We start from the raw sequence: 16,404 nt of genomic DNA on the forward strand, positions 1-16,404 counted from the left end.
CCCACGACGGCATGCCCCTCGCTGCGGCAGGGGACGGAAGAACCGGTGTGACGCGGCATCGATCCCGCCGTGCTGCGGCGCGCAATCGCCGCTGGCAAATCCTTTCGCTAGGCCGCCGGGAATGAAAGCTTGTTGCGGAACGCAAACGGCCGCCGCCCACTTTGGCAAACTCCACCACGCCATGGCGCTAGACTCATCCCAAAGTCAGGGGAGACAACGCCATGAAGCACACAGCTTCGCAATTCCTCGGAAACGGCGACTACCGCCTGGAGGACCGCTACACCCGGGAGAATGGCCGCGTCTTTCTCACCGGCACCCAGGCCATCGTCCGCATCGCCCTTGACCAGGCGCGGCGCGACCGCGCCGCCGGCCGCAACACCGCGGGCTTCGTCTCCGGTTATCGCGGCTCCCCGCTCGGCGGCGTCGATCTCGAATTCTGGCGCGCCAGGGATCTCGCTGAGGTCAACAACATCGCCTTTGTGCCGGCGGTGAACGAAGATCTCGCGGCGACCGCCGTGCTCGGATCGCAGCAAGTCGAGACCCAGGCCGGCCGCGAGGTCGAAGGCGTGTTCGGTCTGTGGTACGGCAAGGGCCCCGGCGTCGACCGCGCCGGCGACGCCCTCAAGCACGGCAACGCCTATGGTTCCTCGCCCCATGGCGGCGTGCTGGTGGTCGCCGGCGACGACCATGGCTGCGTGTCGTCGTCGATGCCGCACCAGTCCGACGTCGCGTTCATGACCTTCTTCATGCCGACGCTGAACCCGGCCTCCGTATCGGAGTATCTCGCCTTCGGCGAATACGGCTACGCGCTGTCGCGCTACTCCGGCATGTGGGTCGGCTTCAAGGCGATCTCCGAGACCGTCGAGTCCGGCGCCTCGGTGGAGCTGCAACCGGACCGGATCTTCAACACTCCCGACTTCACGCCGCCGCCCGGCGGCCTGCATTACCGCTGGCCCGACCTGCCGGGGCCGCAGATCGAGCAACGCCTCGTCGCCAAGAAGAAAGCCGTGCAGGCCTTCGCCGACGCCAACCCGATCGACCGCCATATCTATGAACTCGACCATGCCAGCTACGGCATCGTCACCACCGGCAAGGGCCATCTCGACCTGATGGAGGCGCTGCGGCTGCTCGGCCTCGACGAAGCCGTGTGCCGCGAGCTCGGCATCGACATCTACAAGATCGGCATGGTCTGGCCACTCGCCGTGCGCGACACCCTCGCCTTCATCCAGGGCAAGCAGGAAGTGCTGGTGATCGAGGAGAAGCGCGGCATCATCGAGAGCCAGCTCAAGGAATATTTCTACGACTTCCCGGGCTCCAAGCCCGAGCGCATGGTCGGCAAGACCGACGAGAACGGCGACGACCTGATCCCCTGGACCGGCGAGCTGTCGCCGCGTCTGCTGGCGCCGATCGTCGCCGCGCGGCTGCACCCGTTCTTTCCCGAACTCGACCTGCCGGCACGCGCGCAAGCGCTGAAGGCTGCCGACGACCGCGTCATCCAGCTGCCGGGCACGACCCGCACGCCGTACTTCTGCTCCGGCTGTCCGCACAACACCTCGACCAGGGTGCCGGAGGGCTCCAAGGCGCTCGCCGGCATCGGCTGCCACTTCATGGCAAGCTGGATGGACCGCGACACCTCCTCGCTGATCCAGATGGGTGGCGAAGGCGTCAACTGGACCGCGTCGTCACTGTTCACCGGCAAGGGCCACGTGTTCCAGAACCTTGGCGAGGGCACCTACTACCACTCCGGCTCGATGGCGATCCGCCAGGCGATCGCGGCAAGAACCAACATCACGTACAAGATCCTCTACAACGACGCGGTCGCCATGACCGGCGGCCAGCCGGTCGATGGCCCGATCAGCGTGCAGGCGATCGCCCACGCCGTGCGCGCCGAAGGCGTGGCGCGCATCGCTCTTGTCTCCGACGATCCCGACAAGTTCAGGCTTCGCGATTTTCCGCCCGGCGTGACGTTGCATCACCGCCGCGACCTCGATGCCGTGCAGCGCGAGCTGCGCGCCATCCCCGGCGTCACCGTGCTGATCTACGAGCAGACCTGCGCCACCGAGAAGCGCCGCCGCCGCAAGCGCGGCACCATGCAGGATGCCCAGCGCTTCGCGGTCATCAACGACCTCGTATGCGAGGGCTGTGGCGATTGTTCGACCGCCTCGAACTGTCTCAGCGTCGAGCACAGGGAAACGGAATTCGGCCGCAAGCGCCGCATCAACCTCTCCACCTGCAACAAGGACTTCTCCTGCGTCGACGGTTTCTGCCCGAGCTTCGTCACCGTGGAAGGAGCAACGCGGCGCCGCCGCACCGTCGATGTCTCCGGCGTCGTCGCCCGCGCCGATGCGCTGGCGTCACCCGCCCTGGCCGATGCGCCGCTCGACAAGCCCTACGATCTGCTGGTCACCGGCGTCGGCGGCACCGGCGTCATCACCGTCGGCGCGCTGATCGCCATGGCGGCGCATCTCGAAGGCAAGGGCGCGAGCGTGCTCGACTTCACCGGCTTCGCCCAGAAATTCGGCCCGGTGCTCTGCTACTTGCGGATCGCCGCCCACCCACAGGACATCCATCAGATGCGCATCGACGAAGGCGCCGCCGACGCGCTGATCGGCTGCGACGTCGTGGTGTCGTCCTCGCCCAAGGCGTCGACCACCTACCGCATGGGTATGCACGCCGTCGTCAACACCGCCGAGATGCCGACCGGGGATATCGTGCGCCAGCGCGAAGCCGATCTTGCCGTCAGCGACCGCCTCGCTGCGCTGCGCCGGACCATCGGCGAGCCCAGCCTCTCGACCCTCGACGCCAACGCCCTCGCCGAGCGGCTGTGCGGCGACAGCGTTTACGCCAACATGATCATGCTCGGCGCGGCCTGGCAGCTCGGCCTCGTCCCGGTGTCGCTGGCGGCGCTGACGCAGGCGATCACGCTCAACAAGGTCGAGATCGACCGCAACAAGGCGGCGTTCGCGATCGGCCGCGTCGCGGCGATCGATCCGCAGGCGCTTGCGCCGGCCGACGACACGCCCGCGCCGGAGAGCCTCGACGATCTCATCGCACGCCGGGTGGCTTTCCTCACCGACTACCAGAATGCCGCCTGGGCCCAGCGCTATCGCACGACGGTCAATCGCGTCCGCGCCGCCGAGCAGCCGCTGGGCACGCAGACGCTGACCGAGACCGTGGCGCGATCGCTGTTCAAGCTGATGTCCTACAAGGACGAGTACGAGGTCGCGCGGCTGCATCTCGCCGACAGTTTCGCTGATATGCTGAAGCGCGAATTCGAGGGCGACGTCCGCCTCAATTACCATCTCGCACCGCCGCTGCTGCCGCTCGGCAAGGACGCCCGCGGCCGCCCGCGCAAGATCCGGATTGGCGGCTGGCTGCGTGGGCCATTCCGCCTGCTCGCAGGCTTGAAGGGTCTGCGCGGCACCGCGCTCGATCCGTTCGGCTATACTGCCGAGAGGAAGATGGAGCGTGCGCTCATCGCCTGGTACGACGACCTGATCGCACTGATGCTGCGCGAGCTGCCGCGGCATGGCGCGGCGGCGCTGCTGCCACTGGCGACCGCAGCGATGGACATCCGTGGCTATGGCCCGGTCAAGGACCAGGCCGTGCAAGACGTGCGCGTGCGGGTCGAGCGACTGCTCGCAGCCCTCGCGACCAACGACACGCCGCGGCGCGCCGCGTAGAGCATAATTCCAAGCTCGATTATCCGTCACCCTGAGGTGGCCATGCAAAGCATGGCCCTCGAAGGGCGACGGCCCGGGCAGTGGCTCAGGGGCCGTTCATCCTTCGAGGCTCGCTTTGCTCGCACCTCAGGATGACGGATTTTAACTCGACCTCAATTCATCACGCACGACTGCGCACCTCAACCCGCCACCACCGCAAAGCCCCGCGCCCGCAGGCCGCGACGGTCGTCGTGCAGAGATGCGATCAGGCGATCGCGGCTGCCGCCGATATGGGCGCTCAGGAGCGCCGCTGCGCGATCGGCTTCCCCCGCCTTCACGGCGGCGAGAATGTCGCGATGCTCGGCCCAGGCGCGGTCCCGCGCCGGCGCCTCGCGCACCTCCAGCCAGCGCGCGCGCGACAGCCGCAGCATGGCGTCGCGCACCGCCCGCGCCAGGAACTCGTTGCCGCAGATGCGCGCCAGTTCGATGTGGAAGTCATTGCCGACACGGTGCCACTCCTCGCGCGTGGTTTCGGCGTCGCAGGACTCCAGCAGTCCCTCGATCGCCTCCAGGCCGCCCTCGAAGCCGCCGCGATCGGGCAGCGCGCAGGTCAGTCGCACCGCGGCCACCTCGACGGCCTCGCGATAGACCGACACCTGCTCGAGCTCGACGAGATTGATCGGCGCCACCGTCCAGCCGCGACCGTCACGCCCGACCAGCCCCTCGGTCTCCAGCCGCAGCAGCGCGGCGCGGATCGGCGTGCGCGAGGCATCGAACCGCGCCTCGATCCAGCGCTCGGTCAGGCGCTCGCCGGGGGCGATCTCGAGGCCGAGGATCATGTCGCGGAGCTGCTGCTCCACCTGCTGCATCTGAGACATGCGTCCGCCCCGGTGCTCTGCGCGTTGACAAGCCGATGGCTTGGTGATGAATGTATCCCAATCTGGTATCCCAAACCGAACCAGACTTCAAGCGACTGAAAGAACAGCGAAAATGACTGCGGCGGTGTCCGAACCAGCCTCTCCTCCTGACGCGGCGGCGTCCGGCGCCCGCTACTGGCGGCAGAACCTCGTGGTGGTGCTGCTGGGCTCCTTCACCACCATTGTCGCGATGACGCTGCTGCTGCCGTTCCTGCCGCTCTATGTCGAGCAGCTCGGTGTCACCGACCGCGCTGCGATCGCGCAGTGGTCGGGCGCCGCCTATGGCGCGACCTTCTTCGCCGCCGCGCTGGTAGCACCGGTGTGGGGCCATCTCGCCGACCGCTACGGCCGCAAGCTGATGCTGATCCGTGCCAGCCTTGGCATGGCGATTGCCATGCCGTTGATCGGCATGGCGGGCAATGTCTGGCAACTGGTGGCGCTGCGGCTGTTCGTCGGCCTTGCCGGCGGTTACGCCTCCGGGTCGATGATCCTGGTGGCGACGCAGACGCCAAAAGATCGCTCCGGCTGGGCGCTCGGCGTGCTGTCGTCAGGCATCATGGCCGGCAACCTGGTCGGGCCGCTGATCGGCGGCGCGCTGCCGCCGCTGATCGGCATCCGCAACACTTTCTGGCTGTGCGGCGCGGTCATCTTCGTGACGTTTCTCGCCACCTGCGTCTTCATTCGCGAGGACGCCCGGCCGAAGGGCGCGAGGGCCGCTGCCGCGAGCGGCGGCTGGCGCAGCATCCCCGACAAAGGCCCGGTGCTGGCGATGCTGACCACCGGCCTGCTGCTGATGGTCGCCAACATGTCGATCGAGCCGATCATCACGGTGTATGTCGCCGAACTCGTGAGCGACGCCAGCCGCATCACCATCGTTGCGGGCGTCGTGATGTCGGCCGCCGCGCTCGGCAGTATCCTGTCCGCGTCGCGCCTCGGCAAGCTCGCCGACCGCATCGGCCACTGGTACGTGATCGTCGGCGCACTGGCGACGGCGGCGCTGCTGCTGATTCCGCAGGCCTTCGTCACCGACAGCTGGCAACTGATCGCGTTGCGTTTCCTGATGGGCATCGCGCTCGGCGGCCTCTTGCCATGTATCGCGGCGGTCATCCGCCACAACGTGCCCGACAATGTCAGCGGCGCGGCGCTCGGCTATTCCACCTCGTCGCAATACGCCGGCCAGGTGGTGGGGCCGCTGCTCGGTGGCTTTGTCGGCGGCCATATCGGCATGCGCGCGGTGTTCCTCGGCACCTGCGTGCTGATGGCGCTCGGCGCGCTTTATAATTTCGTCGTGCTGCGCCGTCGCCGTGCGCAGGCGGGCAACTGACCGCCATTTCGCGCCGCAGCGACGATACAAGCCACAATTGAAACGTCTGGCAACACATCGCAACGCCTGTTAGCGTTCAGCGCCTCACATTTTTCCGAGGCGAAGTTGTCTTTGCCGGAGTCATTTTCAATGCGTCAATTTCTGATCCTTGCCGCCGCCCTCGCCTGCGTCGCCGTCACCACTGCCGAAGCCTTCGCCCAGCGCACCTGCACCACCAACTGCAGCAGCAGCCCGTCGAGCGGGCGCACCTGTACGCGGGTCTGCTACTGATCGCGCTATCTCACGTCAATTGAGCTACGGCGCCTCCGCTGCCAACATAGCGGATCTGTCGACGCTATGACGTCACGATCTTTGGCGCTGCCATCTTGGCTGTCGTCCGCGACGACGGCCTTTTTGGTGTTGCCGGCGCGCTCATGCCATTGGCGGAGGACGATGCGACGGGCTTTGTCGCCTCGGTGATATCGTTCATCGCGCCGATCACGGTATCGAGCGTACTGGTGTACTGCGGAGCCGCGCCGGAAGCATCCTTCACGCGCCGGACTGCCGTGTGCTTCGCTTTCACCCGCTCGACGGCATTCGGATCAAAGCGAACGCGATGAAAGGCATCGCCGACGAACCAGACACAACTCACGCCGGTGACTTTGCTGTCGTCGAACACACTGGTGTTGACGGCGTCCACCGTCATCACCGGGCCGCCGGACCTGAGCACCACCAGATCGCCTTCCTTGAGGCGAGCCATTTCCTTGTGACGGACCATGGCGAGACCTTCCCGGTGTGCAGGCGCGAATCGCGACCTGCCGCAGTGCAACACTAGCAAATCGCTGCAGCGCAAGCACGCGGCACGATGTCGGGATTGACACCGACAGACCCCTCGATCGGGTCAGCCTTCGCACCTGTCGCCGGTATCGCGGCTTGTTCCGCGAACCGCGGCGGGAATCCGATCCTAGGTCGCCCCTCCCGCCAGCGCACCGGCCAGCGCGTCAAGCTGGTCCATCGCCTCGCGCATGCCGTGCTCCATTCCCGACGCCAGCGCTGCTTCACGCGCTTCCGGCGAGGGATAGATTTCGTGCGACACCAGATGCGTCTTGCCGGCCCGCTCCTCGAACGTCACCGCCACTGTCACGGCGCCTGCGTCCGCCATCGGCTCGAACACCTGGGTATAGACGAGACGGCTATGCGGCGTCACTTCCGTGTACTGCCCCGAGAAGCCGATTTCCTCGTCTTTCGTCGTGCGCAGAACGTAGCGATAGCGGCCACCAACCCGCACGTCAGCTTCACAGACGACGATCGACAGGCCATGGGATTTTGGCGCCCACCAGCGCTTGACCAGTTCGGGTCTGGTCCAGGCCTCGAACACGATGCGCGCGGGAGCATCGAAGGTCCGTGCGATGATGATCTCGCGATCGGATTTGAGGTTCATTGTGGTGAGATTCATGGCGCTGGCTTCATGTTTTGCTTTTGCGTCCACCGGGTTTCTCCTGAGCCTTGAGTTCCTCGATCAGTGAATCCAGCCCGTCGAAGCGTGCGTCCCAGAGCTGGCGATAGCGTTCGAGCCAGTCGTGCAGCTTGCGCAACTGCTGCGGCCGCAATTCATAAAGCCGCTGCTGGGCGCGCGGCTGTGCATCGACGAGCCCGGCGTCCTTGAGCACGCGCAGATGCTTCGATACCTGCGGCTGGCTGAGCCGCAGCCGTTCGCCGATGTCGTTCACCGGACAAGGACCGGCGCGCAGCAGCTCGACGATGCGAAAGCGCGTGGGCTCGGCGAGGGCTGCGAAGGTTTCGATCATGCTTTTATATGCCAATAAAGGAATATACCTGTCAAGGCATATAAAAGCCAGCAGATCGGCGCGGCGCCATCGCCCTCGCGATGTCGACCGGCGGTTATCGCGAAGGAGACGCCGGCCGCGTCGCCAGCCAGATGTGGTGGCGCGCGCCCTTACGGGCACCGGTCGCCCGCACCATGATGTCTTCGGCCACGAAACCCGCGCGGCTCAGCCGCCGGGTGAAGTCATCGTCCGCACCGCCCGACCACACCGCCAGCACCCCGCCGGGACGCAGGGCGGTATAGGCTTCCGCAAGACCGGCCGCGTGATACAGCCGATCGTTCGCCGAACGGGTCAACCCTTCCGGACCGTTGTCGACGTCGAGCAGGATCGCATCATAGAACGACTTCTTCGCACGAATGACGTCGGTCACGTCGGCCTGCTGGAGATCGACGCGCTGATCGCTCAGCGCATCCCCGAACAGGCCGGACAGCGGCCCCTTCGCCCAGGCGATCACCGCCGGCACCAGTTCGGCGACGACGATCGTCGCCTTGTCGCCGGCGACCTTGAGCGCCGCGCGCAACGTGAAGCCCATGCCGAGCCCGCCGATCAGAATCCGGCGCGTCGTGCGCCCTTCGGTGCGCGCGCAGGCGAGCGTGGCCAGCGCCACTTCAGAACCGCTGAGGCGACTGTTCATCAGTTGATTGCCGCCGAGCATGATCGAGAACTCGGTGCCACGCTGCATCAGTTTCAGCGTGTCCTCGGTTCCGGGAATGTTGCCGGTGTCGATCAGGGTCCAGGGAATCATGACGCCTTGGTATCGCGCCAGAGGAGCCGGCGCAAACGGCAGCGGCAGCACACGCCTTTTGAAGGCAATGAATCCCGATTGAAGCCGCGAAATCCGTCACCCTGCATAGCCCCGGCTTTAGCCGGGGCGTTCTTTAAAAGCCACCAGTCGGGCGAGCCCGACTGGTGGTGCGAAGCATGGCCCTCGAAGGGCGACGGCCCCAGCAGTGACTCAGGGGCCGTTCATCCTTCGAGGCTCGCTTCGCTCGCACCTCAGCATGACGGAGTACGTCGACCTCAGGCCAAATCGTCATGCTCTAATCCGCCCCGAGATAGGCCGCCTTCACCTTCGGGTCCGACAGCAGCGCTGCGCCCGTGCCGCTCGACGCGATGGAGCCGGTCTCAAGCACGTAGCCGCGATCGGCGATCTCGAGCGCAGCGGTGGCGTTCTGCTCGACCAGAAGCACCGTGATGCCCTCCGCCTTGAGGGCAACGATGGCGGCGAGGATCTGGTCGACCAGCAGCGGAGAGAGCCCCAGCGATGGCTCGTCGAGCAGCAGCAGCTTGGGCCGCCCCATCAGCGCGCGGCCGATCGCCAGCATCTGCTGCTGGCCACCGGAGAGGCCGCCGGCAGCGAGATGACGTTTCTCACGCAGGATCGGAAACATGCCGAACACGCGCTCGCGATCGGCCTCGATACCATCGTCGCGGCGCATGTAGGCGCCGAGCCGCAGATTGTCGTCGACGGTGAGCGGGCCGAACACCTGGCGGCCCTCGGGGGACTGGGTCATGCCGCGCTCGACGCGGCGGTGCGGCGGCAGGCGGTCAATGCGCTCGCCACGAAAACTGATCTCTCCGCCGCAGATCGGCTGCACGCCGGACAGCGCGCGCAACAGCGTGGTCTTGCCGGCGCCGTTGGAGCCGATCAGCGCGACGACCTCACCGGGGTCGACCCTGAGGCTGACGCCCTTGAGCACGACGATGCGCCCATAGGCGCTGTGCAAATCTCTGACCTCAAGCACGCGCCGCCTCCCGCGCCCCGTGCTTGCCGAGATAGGCATCGAGCACCGCCGGATTGTCACGCACCTCGCGCGGCGTGCCCTCGGTCAGCGGCCGGCCACGTTCCAGCACCAGAATGCGATCGGAGATCTTCATCACCAGCTTCATGTCGTGTTCGACCAGCACCACCGCGATGCCCTTGTCGGCGACGCGCTTGATCAGGCGATCGATCTCCTCGGTTTCGACCGCGTTGCAGCCGGCGGCCGGCTCGTCGAGCAGCAATACCTTCGGCTCGGCGGCGAGCGCACGGGCGATCTCCAGCCGCTTGCAGGCGCCGTAGGGCAGCGATCCGGCCTGAACGTCGGCGCTGCCGCGCAGGCCGACCTCGTCGAGCAGCGCCAGCGACGCCTCGCGCGTGGCGCGATTCTGCCGCGTCACCGACGGCAGCCGAAACAGGTCAGCGAACAGATTGCAGGTCTCGCGCAAGTGCCGGCCGACCATGACGTTCTCCGCCGCAGTCATGCGCTGGAAGATCTGCAGGTTCTGGAAGGTGCGCGACAGCCCGCGTGCCGCGAGCCGCTCGGGTGCCGCACCGGTGACGTCGACGCCTCCGAGCTCGACGCGGCCCTGATCGGCCGCATAGACGCCGGACACGATGTTGAACAGCGTGGTCTTGCCGGCGCCGTTGGGGCCGATGATAGACAGGATCTGGCCGGGCGCGACCGCGAAGCTGACGCCGTCGATCGCCTTGACGCCGCCGAACGAGATGCCGATGTCATGGGCCGCGAGGATGGTCATGCGCGCGCCCTCCGCGCCAGCCAATGGGCCGCGGTCGGCACGATGCCGTCGCGCATGAAGATCATCGAGACGATGATGATCGCGCCGAGCAGCAGGTGCTCGTAGTCCTGGAACACGGTCAGCACCTGCGGCAGGGTGATCAGCACCGCCGCGCCGATGACCGCGCCCGCGACCGAGCCGAGCCCGCCCAGCACCACCATGGTGACGAGTTCGACCGAATGCAGGAAGCCGGCCTGGTCGGGATTGGTGAAGCCGTTCATCAGCGCCAGCATCGAGCCGGCGAGCGCGGCATAGACCGCGGCGATGACGAAGGCGCGCAGCTTGAAGCGCGCGACATTGACGCCGGCGACACGGGCAGCGACCTCGCTGTCATGCAGCGCGCGGAAGGCACGTCCGGTCGGCGTGTTGCCGAGGTTGAGCGCGATCCAGGCGCCGGCCAGCAGCATGCCGCCGCTGATCCAGTACCAGGTCGTCGAGCCGCTGGCGCGCCAGCCAAACAGCGCCAGTTTCGCCACCGGCATGCCGTCGGGGCCACCCGTCCAGCGACTCTCCGTGGTGAGCACCATGGCGACGAGCACGCCGAGGCCGAGGGTCGCGATGGCGAGGTAGTGCCCCTTCAGCCGCAGGATGGGTCGGCCCACGAGATAGGCGAGCAGCGCCGACACCACGGCACCAAGCAGCAGCGCCAGCCATGACGGCAGGCCGAGATGCGCCGGCCCGATCGCCACCGCATAGGCGCCGATGCCAAAGAATCCGGCATGGCCGAGGCTGACCTGCCCGGCCTGGCCCATCAGGATGTTGAGGCCGATGGCGGCAAAGCCCGACACCCACACCAGCGAGGCGACGCGGATGTAGTAGGTCGACGGCAGCACGAACGGCAGCACGCCGACGACAAGGGCGAGCACCAGCAGCGTCGCGACGCGTGGATCGGATCGCAGCATGATCAGACCCTTTCCACCGCGCGACGGCCGAACAGGCCCTGCGGCATCGCAAACAGCACCACCAGGATGACGATGAAGGCGAAGGCATCCTTGTAGGTCGAGGAGATATAGCCGGCGGCGAGCGCTTCCAGAAGGCCGAGCAGGAGGCCGCCGGCGACGGCGCCGAGCGGATTGCCCATGCCGCCGAGCATGGCGGCGGCAAAGCCCTTGAGCGCCAGCAGGGTGCCTGCATCATAGCTTGTCAGGGTGATCGGCGTGATCAGGATGCCGGCGATGGCGCCGATCGCCGCCGAGCCGCCGAATGCCAGCGCCATCACGGTCGTGGTGTTGATGCCGACAAGGCGCGCCGCGAGGCGGTTGGCGGCGGTGGCGAGCACCGCCTTGCCGAGCACGGTGCGCTCCAGGAAGGCATAGAGCAGCAGCACGATCACTGCCGCGCCGCCCAGCACCCAGAAGCTCTGCGGCTGCACCGCGGCGCCGAGCACGTTGACCGGCGTATCGCCGGAGAACGACGGCAGCTTGTGGAACTGCTTGTCGAACAGCACCTGCGCCGCGCCGCGCAGCAGAATCGACGCGCCAATGGTGATGATGATCAGCGTCACCGGCGACGCGCCACGCGCCGGCGCGATGGCAAGCGCGTAGAGCAGCAGGCCGACGCCGATGGTCGCCGCGACAGCGACCAGCGCGGCGAGCGGCAGCGGCACGCCGGCGGCGGACACGAACACCGTGACCATGCCGCCAAGCATCACGAACTCGCCCTGGGCGAAGTTGACGACGTCGGATGCGTTGTAGATCAGCGTGAAGCCGAGCGCGACCAGCGCATAAACCGCGCCCACCGTCAGTCCGGACATCAGGAATTGGACAAGCTCGGCCATGCTGTCGTCGGAATGCCTCTGTTATCGGGTCTGCGAGAGTAATGTCGCCGCACATATGCGACGGTCGGTGAACCCGCGTCATGCGCCTTGGCCTCATCCTTCGAGACGGCGCTGCGCGCCTCCTCAGGATGAGGGAAAGGCTCCCAGCCTCGCGAGGACCATCCTCCGCGTGACGGCTACCGCTCCCCGCGGGAGGCAGTCCTCCTCATGGTGAGGAGCGCGGCAACGCCGCGCGTCTCGAACCATGAGGCCCCCCTGCTGCGAAACGCGATCCTCACGTGCCCGGTGCGAGCAGCACCCAGTCGCCGTTCCTGATCTCGAGCATGCGGAACGCAGTGAGATCGAGCCCGAGGTGGTCCGTCGGCGACATGTTGACCACGCCGCCGGTGCCGACGAAGCCCTTGGTCGCCTCGATGGCGTCGCGAATCTTCTTCGGATCGGTGGACTGCGCCCGCTTGATGGCATCGACCAGGATGAACAGGCCGTCATAGGCATGACCGCCGAAGGTCGAGACCGGCTGCTTGGTCGCGTCCTCGTAGGTCTTTTTGTAGTCGACCACGATCTTCTTCTGCGGGTCAGAGTCCGGCAGCTTGTCACCGACCAGCAGCGCCGCGGCCGGCAACCGCACACCTTCCGCTGCCGGCCCGGCGAGCTCGATGAAGCTCTTGGAGGCGACGCCGTGGCTCTGGTACAGCGGCGTACTGCTCATGCCGAGCTGGGCATAATTGCGGGTGACGATCGCCGGGCCCTGGCCGAAACCCGGATTGACCACCGCCTGCACGCCCGCGGTGTTCTTGATCTTGGTGAGCTGCGCCGTCATGTCGCTGTCGCGCGGACCGTAGCTCTCCTCGGTGACGACCTGCAGGCCGTAGTTCGGCGCCACCTTGACGCATTGCGCCCGCATCGAGGCACCGAAGCCGTCGGTGCCGGAGATCAGCGCGATCTTGGTGAGGCTGCGCTGCTTGAGATTCTCGAAGATCTTCTCACAGGCCATCTTGTCGGTGTGCGGCGTCTTGAACGTGTACTTGCGCACCGGATCGATGATCTCGATGGCGCCGCCGAGCGAAATGAACGGCACCTGCGCTTCCTCGAACACCGGGATCATCGCCATCGACGTGCCGGTGGTGGAGCCGCCGACCATGGCAACGACCTTGTCGTCCTCGATCAGGCGGGTGGCGAAGGTGCGCGCCTTGTTGGCGTCGCCGCCATCATCATAGACGACCAGCTCGAGCTTCTTGCCGTCGACACCGCCCGCGCCGTTGATCCTGTCGACATACATCCGCAGCGTCTTGTCCTCGGGCTCGCCAAGGAACGAGGCGGGGCCCGTGGATGACAGGATCGAGCCGATCTTGATGGTCTGCTGCGCGGATGCGCCCTGACCGAGAGCGAGACTGAGCACGCCGGCCGCGACAAGACTCTTCACCGAAAGTGGCGTCATCGTTTCCTCCTGGTTTCGGGGATACTCTTTTTGATGAGCTTGCCCGGCGCGGTCGCCCGGCCCCGATGGCCACATCAGACGCGATCCGCTTTCTCTCGTCAATATAATTGACCGAACGGTTGGTCAATAGTACGATTGGTCGCAATGGCGCCCATGGAAGGATGCGCCCGACGGGAGGACAAGGTGACCGACGATCTGGTTCTGACCGATATGCGCGACGGTTATCGCGTACTCACCCTCAACCGCCCCGACCGCCTCAACGCGTTCAGCGCCGCGCTGCACGGAGCGTTGATGGCGGCGCTGGAAGCGGCCGATGCCGACAAGAGCTGTCGCGCCCTGATCCTCACCGGCGCGGGCCGCGGCTTCTGCGCCGGGCAGGACCTGTCCGACGGCGTGTTCACGCCCGGCGAGACGCCCGATCTCTCCATCACCATCGCGCGCCATTACAATCCGCTGATGCGCAAGCTGCGCGACCTGCCGATGCCGGTGATCTGCGCCGTCAACGGTGTCGCCGCCGGCGCCGGCGCCAACATCGCGCTGGGCTGCGACATCGTGCTCGCGGCGCGTTCCGCCAAGTTCATCCAGTCGTTCGCCAGGCTCGGCCTGGTGCCGGATTCCGGCGGATCGTGGCTGCTGCCGCGCCTCGCCGGCCGCGCCCGCGCGCGCGGCCTCGCTCTGCTGGGGGAGCCTATCAGCGCCGAGCAGGCGGAAGCCTGGGGCCTGATCTGGAAGGTGCTCGACGACGCCGCGCTGATGACTGAGGCCCACCGCCTCGGCACCCACTTCGCGGCCCAGCCGACCATCGGCCTCTCGCTGATGAAGCAGGCGCTCGATGCCGCCGAGACCAACGACTTCGACGCCCAGCTCGATCTCGAATGCCAGTTGCAAGGCGATGCCGGGCGCACGCCGGACTACAGCGAGGGCGTCACCGCTTTCTTCGAGAAGCGGCCGGCAAAATTCAGGGGACGGCAGTAATGGATCAGCATGACGCAAACGCCGCTGCCACCGCACGGGCCGAGGCCGATGCGATGTGGGCGCAGGACCGCGCCAGCCGCGGGCTCGGCATGGAGCTGAAGCGCGTGGCGCCCGGCGAGGCCGAGCTGAGCATGACGGTGCGGCCCGACATGGTGAATGGCCACGGCATCTGCCATGGCGGATTCATCTTCACGCTCGCCGATTCGACTTTCGCCTTCGCCTGCAACACTCATGGCCAGCCGACCGTGGCGCAGCAGTGCGCCGTGACATTCATCCATGCGGTCCGTCAGGGCGACGTGCTGACCGCCCATGCGATCGAACGCTCGCGGGTCGGCCGCGGCGGCATCTATGACGTCACCGTGCGCGACCACACCGGCAAGGTGGTCGCGGAATTCCGCGGACATTCACGCACCATCGCCCGCCGGTCGCCCGACGACACGGCGCGCGCCTGATCAAGAAACCACCTCCGGGAGGACGAATTGCTGCAGATCCCACTTCGCAAGCTCACCGAGCTGAGCCCCGCGCCGACGGCCCTCGACCACTTCGAGCGCGCCTCGCGCGACGAGCTGCGCGCCCATCAGCGCGACCGCCTCGCCTGGTCGCTGCGCCACGCCTATGACAACGTGCCGCACTACCGCAAGGCGTTCGACACAGCTGGCGTCCGCCCCGATGACTTCAAAAGCCTCGAGGATCTCGCGAAATTCCCGTTCACGGCCAAGGCGGACCTGCGCGCCAACTATCCGTTCGGCATGTTCGCGGTGCCGCAGTCACAGGTCGCGCGCATCCACGCCTCGTCCGGCACCACCGGCAAGCCCACCGTCGTCGGCTACACCAAACGCGACATCGAGGTATGGAGCGACTGCATGGCGCGCTCCATCCGCGCCTCGGGCGGCCGCCCCGGCATGAAGGTGCATGTCGCCTATGGCTACGGCCTGTTCACCGGCGGCCTCGGCGCGCATTACGGCGCCGAACGTCTCGGCTGTACCGTGATTCCGATGTCCGGCGGCATGACCGAGCGGCAGGTGCAGTTGATCACCGACTTCCAGCCGGAAGTCATCATGGTGACGCCGTCCTACATGCTGGCGATTCTCGACGAGTTCAGGAAGCAGGGGCTCGATCCCCGCAAGTCGTCGCTGCGGGTCGGCATCTTCGGTGCCGAGCCCTGGACCAACGCCATGCGCGAGGAGATCGAGGAGGCATTCGATCTCCATGCGGTCGATATCTACGGCCTGTCCGAGGTGATGGGCCCCGGCGTCGCCAACGAGTGCGTCGAGACCAAGGATGGCCTCCACATCTGGGAGGACCACTTCTATCCGGAGATCGTCGACCCGGTGACCGGCCAGGTGCTGCCCGACGGCGAGAAGGGCGAACTGGTGTTCACCTCGCTGTCCAAGGAGGCGATGCCGGTGATCCGCTATCGCACCCGTGACCTGACGCGGCTGCTGCCGGGCACCGCCCGGGCCATGCGGCGGATGGAGAAGATCACCGGCCGCTCCGACGACATGATGATCGTGCGCGGCGTCAACGTATTCCCGACCCAGATCGAGGAAAAGCTGCTGACCATTCCGGCGCTGTCGGCGCACTACCAGATCATCCTGACCCGCGACGGCCGCATGGACCAGATGGAGATCCAGGTCGAGGCGCGCCCCGAAGCCCGTACCGCCGACGTGCGCGAGGCAGCAGCCAACCGGCTGGAGCAGTCGATCAAGGACACCATCGGCATCACCGCCCGTGTCAACGTGCGCGATCCCGAGACCATCGAGCGCTCGCTGGGCAAGGCTCGGCGCATCATCGACCGGCGACCGAAGGAATGATAGGTCGCGGGCACATCACCTGCTCCGTCATCCTGAGGTGTTTGCAAAGCGGGTCTCGAAGGATGAACGGCCCGTGTCGCGCATGGCCCGGGCTGCCGTCCTTCGAGGTCCG

Annotated in this window: 16 protein-coding genes; 6 read left to right on the forward strand and 10 right to left on the reverse strand. The window is 66.8% G+C overall.

Going from position 1 to position 16,404, the window contains the following annotated elements:
• The first annotated feature begins 221 nt into the window (after positions 1-221).
• Positions 222-3,683, forward strand: a complete 3,462-nt coding sequence (locus tag JQ639_RS22365; protein WP_211968452.1) for an indolepyruvate ferredoxin oxidoreductase family protein — start codon at positions 222-224, stop codon at positions 3,681-3,683.
• A 179-nt stretch (positions 3,684-3,862) separates the two neighbouring features.
• On the opposite strand, the gene JQ639_RS22370 is transcribed toward JQ639_RS22365, so the two are convergent.
• Complete coding sequence (locus JQ639_RS22370; RefSeq protein ID WP_211968453.1) at positions 3,863-4,540, reverse strand: GntR family transcriptional regulator; 678 nt, start codon at positions 4,538-4,540, stop codon at positions 3,863-3,865.
• Positions 4,541-4,652: 112 nt separating this feature from the next.
• Here JQ639_RS22370 and JQ639_RS22375 point away from each other — a divergent pair, with 112 nt between their 5' ends.
• Together JQ639_RS22375 and JQ639_RS22380 are read left to right on the forward strand one after the other, a co-directional pair.
• Positions 4,653-5,903 (forward strand): multidrug efflux MFS transporter, encoded by a 1,251-nt coding sequence (locus JQ639_RS22375; protein WP_211968454.1) that lies wholly within the window; start codon positions 4,653-4,655, stop codon positions 5,901-5,903.
• Between the two features lie 129 nt (positions 5,904-6,032).
• Positions 6,033-6,173 carry a hypothetical protein gene (locus JQ639_RS22380; protein ID WP_211968455.1) on the forward strand — a complete coding sequence of 47 codons (141 nt, stop codon included), beginning with the start codon at positions 6,033-6,035 and terminating at the stop codon, positions 6,171-6,173.
• A 64-nt stretch (positions 6,174-6,237) separates the two neighbouring features.
• On the opposite strand, the gene JQ639_RS22385 is transcribed toward JQ639_RS22380, so the two are convergent.
• The 9 genes from JQ639_RS22385 to JQ639_RS22425 all read right to left on the reverse strand — a co-directional run bounded on the left by JQ639_RS22385 (position 6,238) and on the right by JQ639_RS22425 (position 13,503).
• The gene (locus JQ639_RS22385) at positions 6,238-6,660 is read right to left on the reverse strand and encodes a DUF2158 domain-containing protein (protein WP_211968456.1); all 423 of its coding nucleotides are present in this window, start codon (positions 6,658-6,660) and stop codon (positions 6,238-6,240) included.
• Between the two features lie 186 nt (positions 6,661-6,846).
• Positions 6,847-7,338, reverse strand: a complete 492-nt coding sequence (locus JQ639_RS22390) for an SRPBCC family protein (RefSeq protein ID WP_211968457.1) — start codon at positions 7,336-7,338, stop codon at positions 6,847-6,849.
• Between the two features lie 10 nt (positions 7,339-7,348).
• Complete coding sequence (locus JQ639_RS22395) at positions 7,349-7,690, reverse strand: ArsR/SmtB family transcription factor (protein ID WP_211968458.1); 342 nt, start codon at positions 7,688-7,690, stop codon at positions 7,349-7,351.
• Between the two features lie 94 nt (positions 7,691-7,784).
• Complete coding sequence (locus tag JQ639_RS22400) at positions 7,785-8,474, reverse strand: spermidine synthase (RefSeq protein ID WP_211968459.1); 690 nt, start codon at positions 8,472-8,474, stop codon at positions 7,785-7,787.
• Between the two features lie 295 nt (positions 8,475-8,769).
• The gene (locus JQ639_RS22405) at positions 8,770-9,474 is read right to left on the reverse strand and encodes an ABC transporter ATP-binding protein (RefSeq protein ID WP_211968460.1); all 705 of its coding nucleotides are present in this window, start codon (positions 9,472-9,474) and stop codon (positions 8,770-8,772) included.
• The gene (locus JQ639_RS22410) at positions 9,467-10,249 is read right to left on the reverse strand and encodes an ABC transporter ATP-binding protein (protein WP_211968461.1); all 783 of its coding nucleotides are present in this window, start codon (positions 10,247-10,249) and stop codon (positions 9,467-9,469) included. The genes JQ639_RS22405 and JQ639_RS22410 overlap by 8 nt, the downstream gene beginning before the upstream one ends.
• On the reverse strand, positions 10,246-11,190 hold the full coding sequence (locus JQ639_RS22415; protein ID WP_211968462.1) for a branched-chain amino acid ABC transporter permease: 945 nt from the start codon (positions 11,188-11,190) through the stop codon (positions 10,246-10,248). The genes JQ639_RS22410 and JQ639_RS22415 overlap by 4 nt, the downstream gene beginning before the upstream one ends.
• A gap of 2 nt (positions 11,191-11,192) precedes the next feature.
• Positions 11,193-12,065, reverse strand: a complete 873-nt coding sequence (locus JQ639_RS22420; protein WP_211968463.1) for a branched-chain amino acid ABC transporter permease — start codon at positions 12,063-12,065, stop codon at positions 11,193-11,195.
• A gap of 274 nt (positions 12,066-12,339) precedes the next feature.
• On the reverse strand, positions 12,340-13,503 hold the full coding sequence (locus JQ639_RS22425; protein ID WP_211968464.1) for an ABC transporter substrate-binding protein: 1,164 nt from the start codon (positions 13,501-13,503) through the stop codon (positions 12,340-12,342).
• 183 nt (positions 13,504-13,686) lie between these two features.
• Between JQ639_RS22425 and paaG the strand changes: the two genes are divergently transcribed.
• The 3 genes from paaG to paaK are packed head-to-tail and all read left to right on the forward strand — an operon-like array spanning position 13,687 to position 16,292.
• Complete coding sequence (gene paaG / locus JQ639_RS22430) at positions 13,687-14,478, forward strand: 2-(1,2-epoxy-1,2-dihydrophenyl)acetyl-CoA isomerase PaaG (RefSeq protein ID WP_211968465.1); 792 nt, start codon at positions 13,687-13,689, stop codon at positions 14,476-14,478.
• Positions 14,478-14,930, forward strand: coding sequence for a hydroxyphenylacetyl-CoA thioesterase PaaI (paaI, locus tag JQ639_RS22435; RefSeq protein ID WP_249123376.1), 453 nt, complete (start codon positions 14,478-14,480; stop codon positions 14,928-14,930). The genes paaG and paaI overlap by 1 nt, the downstream gene beginning before the upstream one ends.
• 27 nt (positions 14,931-14,957) lie before the next feature.
• Positions 14,958-16,292, forward strand: a complete 1,335-nt coding sequence (paaK, locus tag JQ639_RS22440) for a phenylacetate--CoA ligase PaaK (RefSeq protein WP_211968466.1) — start codon at positions 14,958-14,960, stop codon at positions 16,290-16,292.
• Positions 16,293-16,404 lie beyond the last annotated feature (112 nt).

It is taken from the genome of Bradyrhizobium sp. U87765 SZCCT0048 (genome assembly GCF_018131225.1).
GTDB lineage: Bacteria > Pseudomonadota > Alphaproteobacteria > Rhizobiales > Xanthobacteraceae > Bradyrhizobium_A.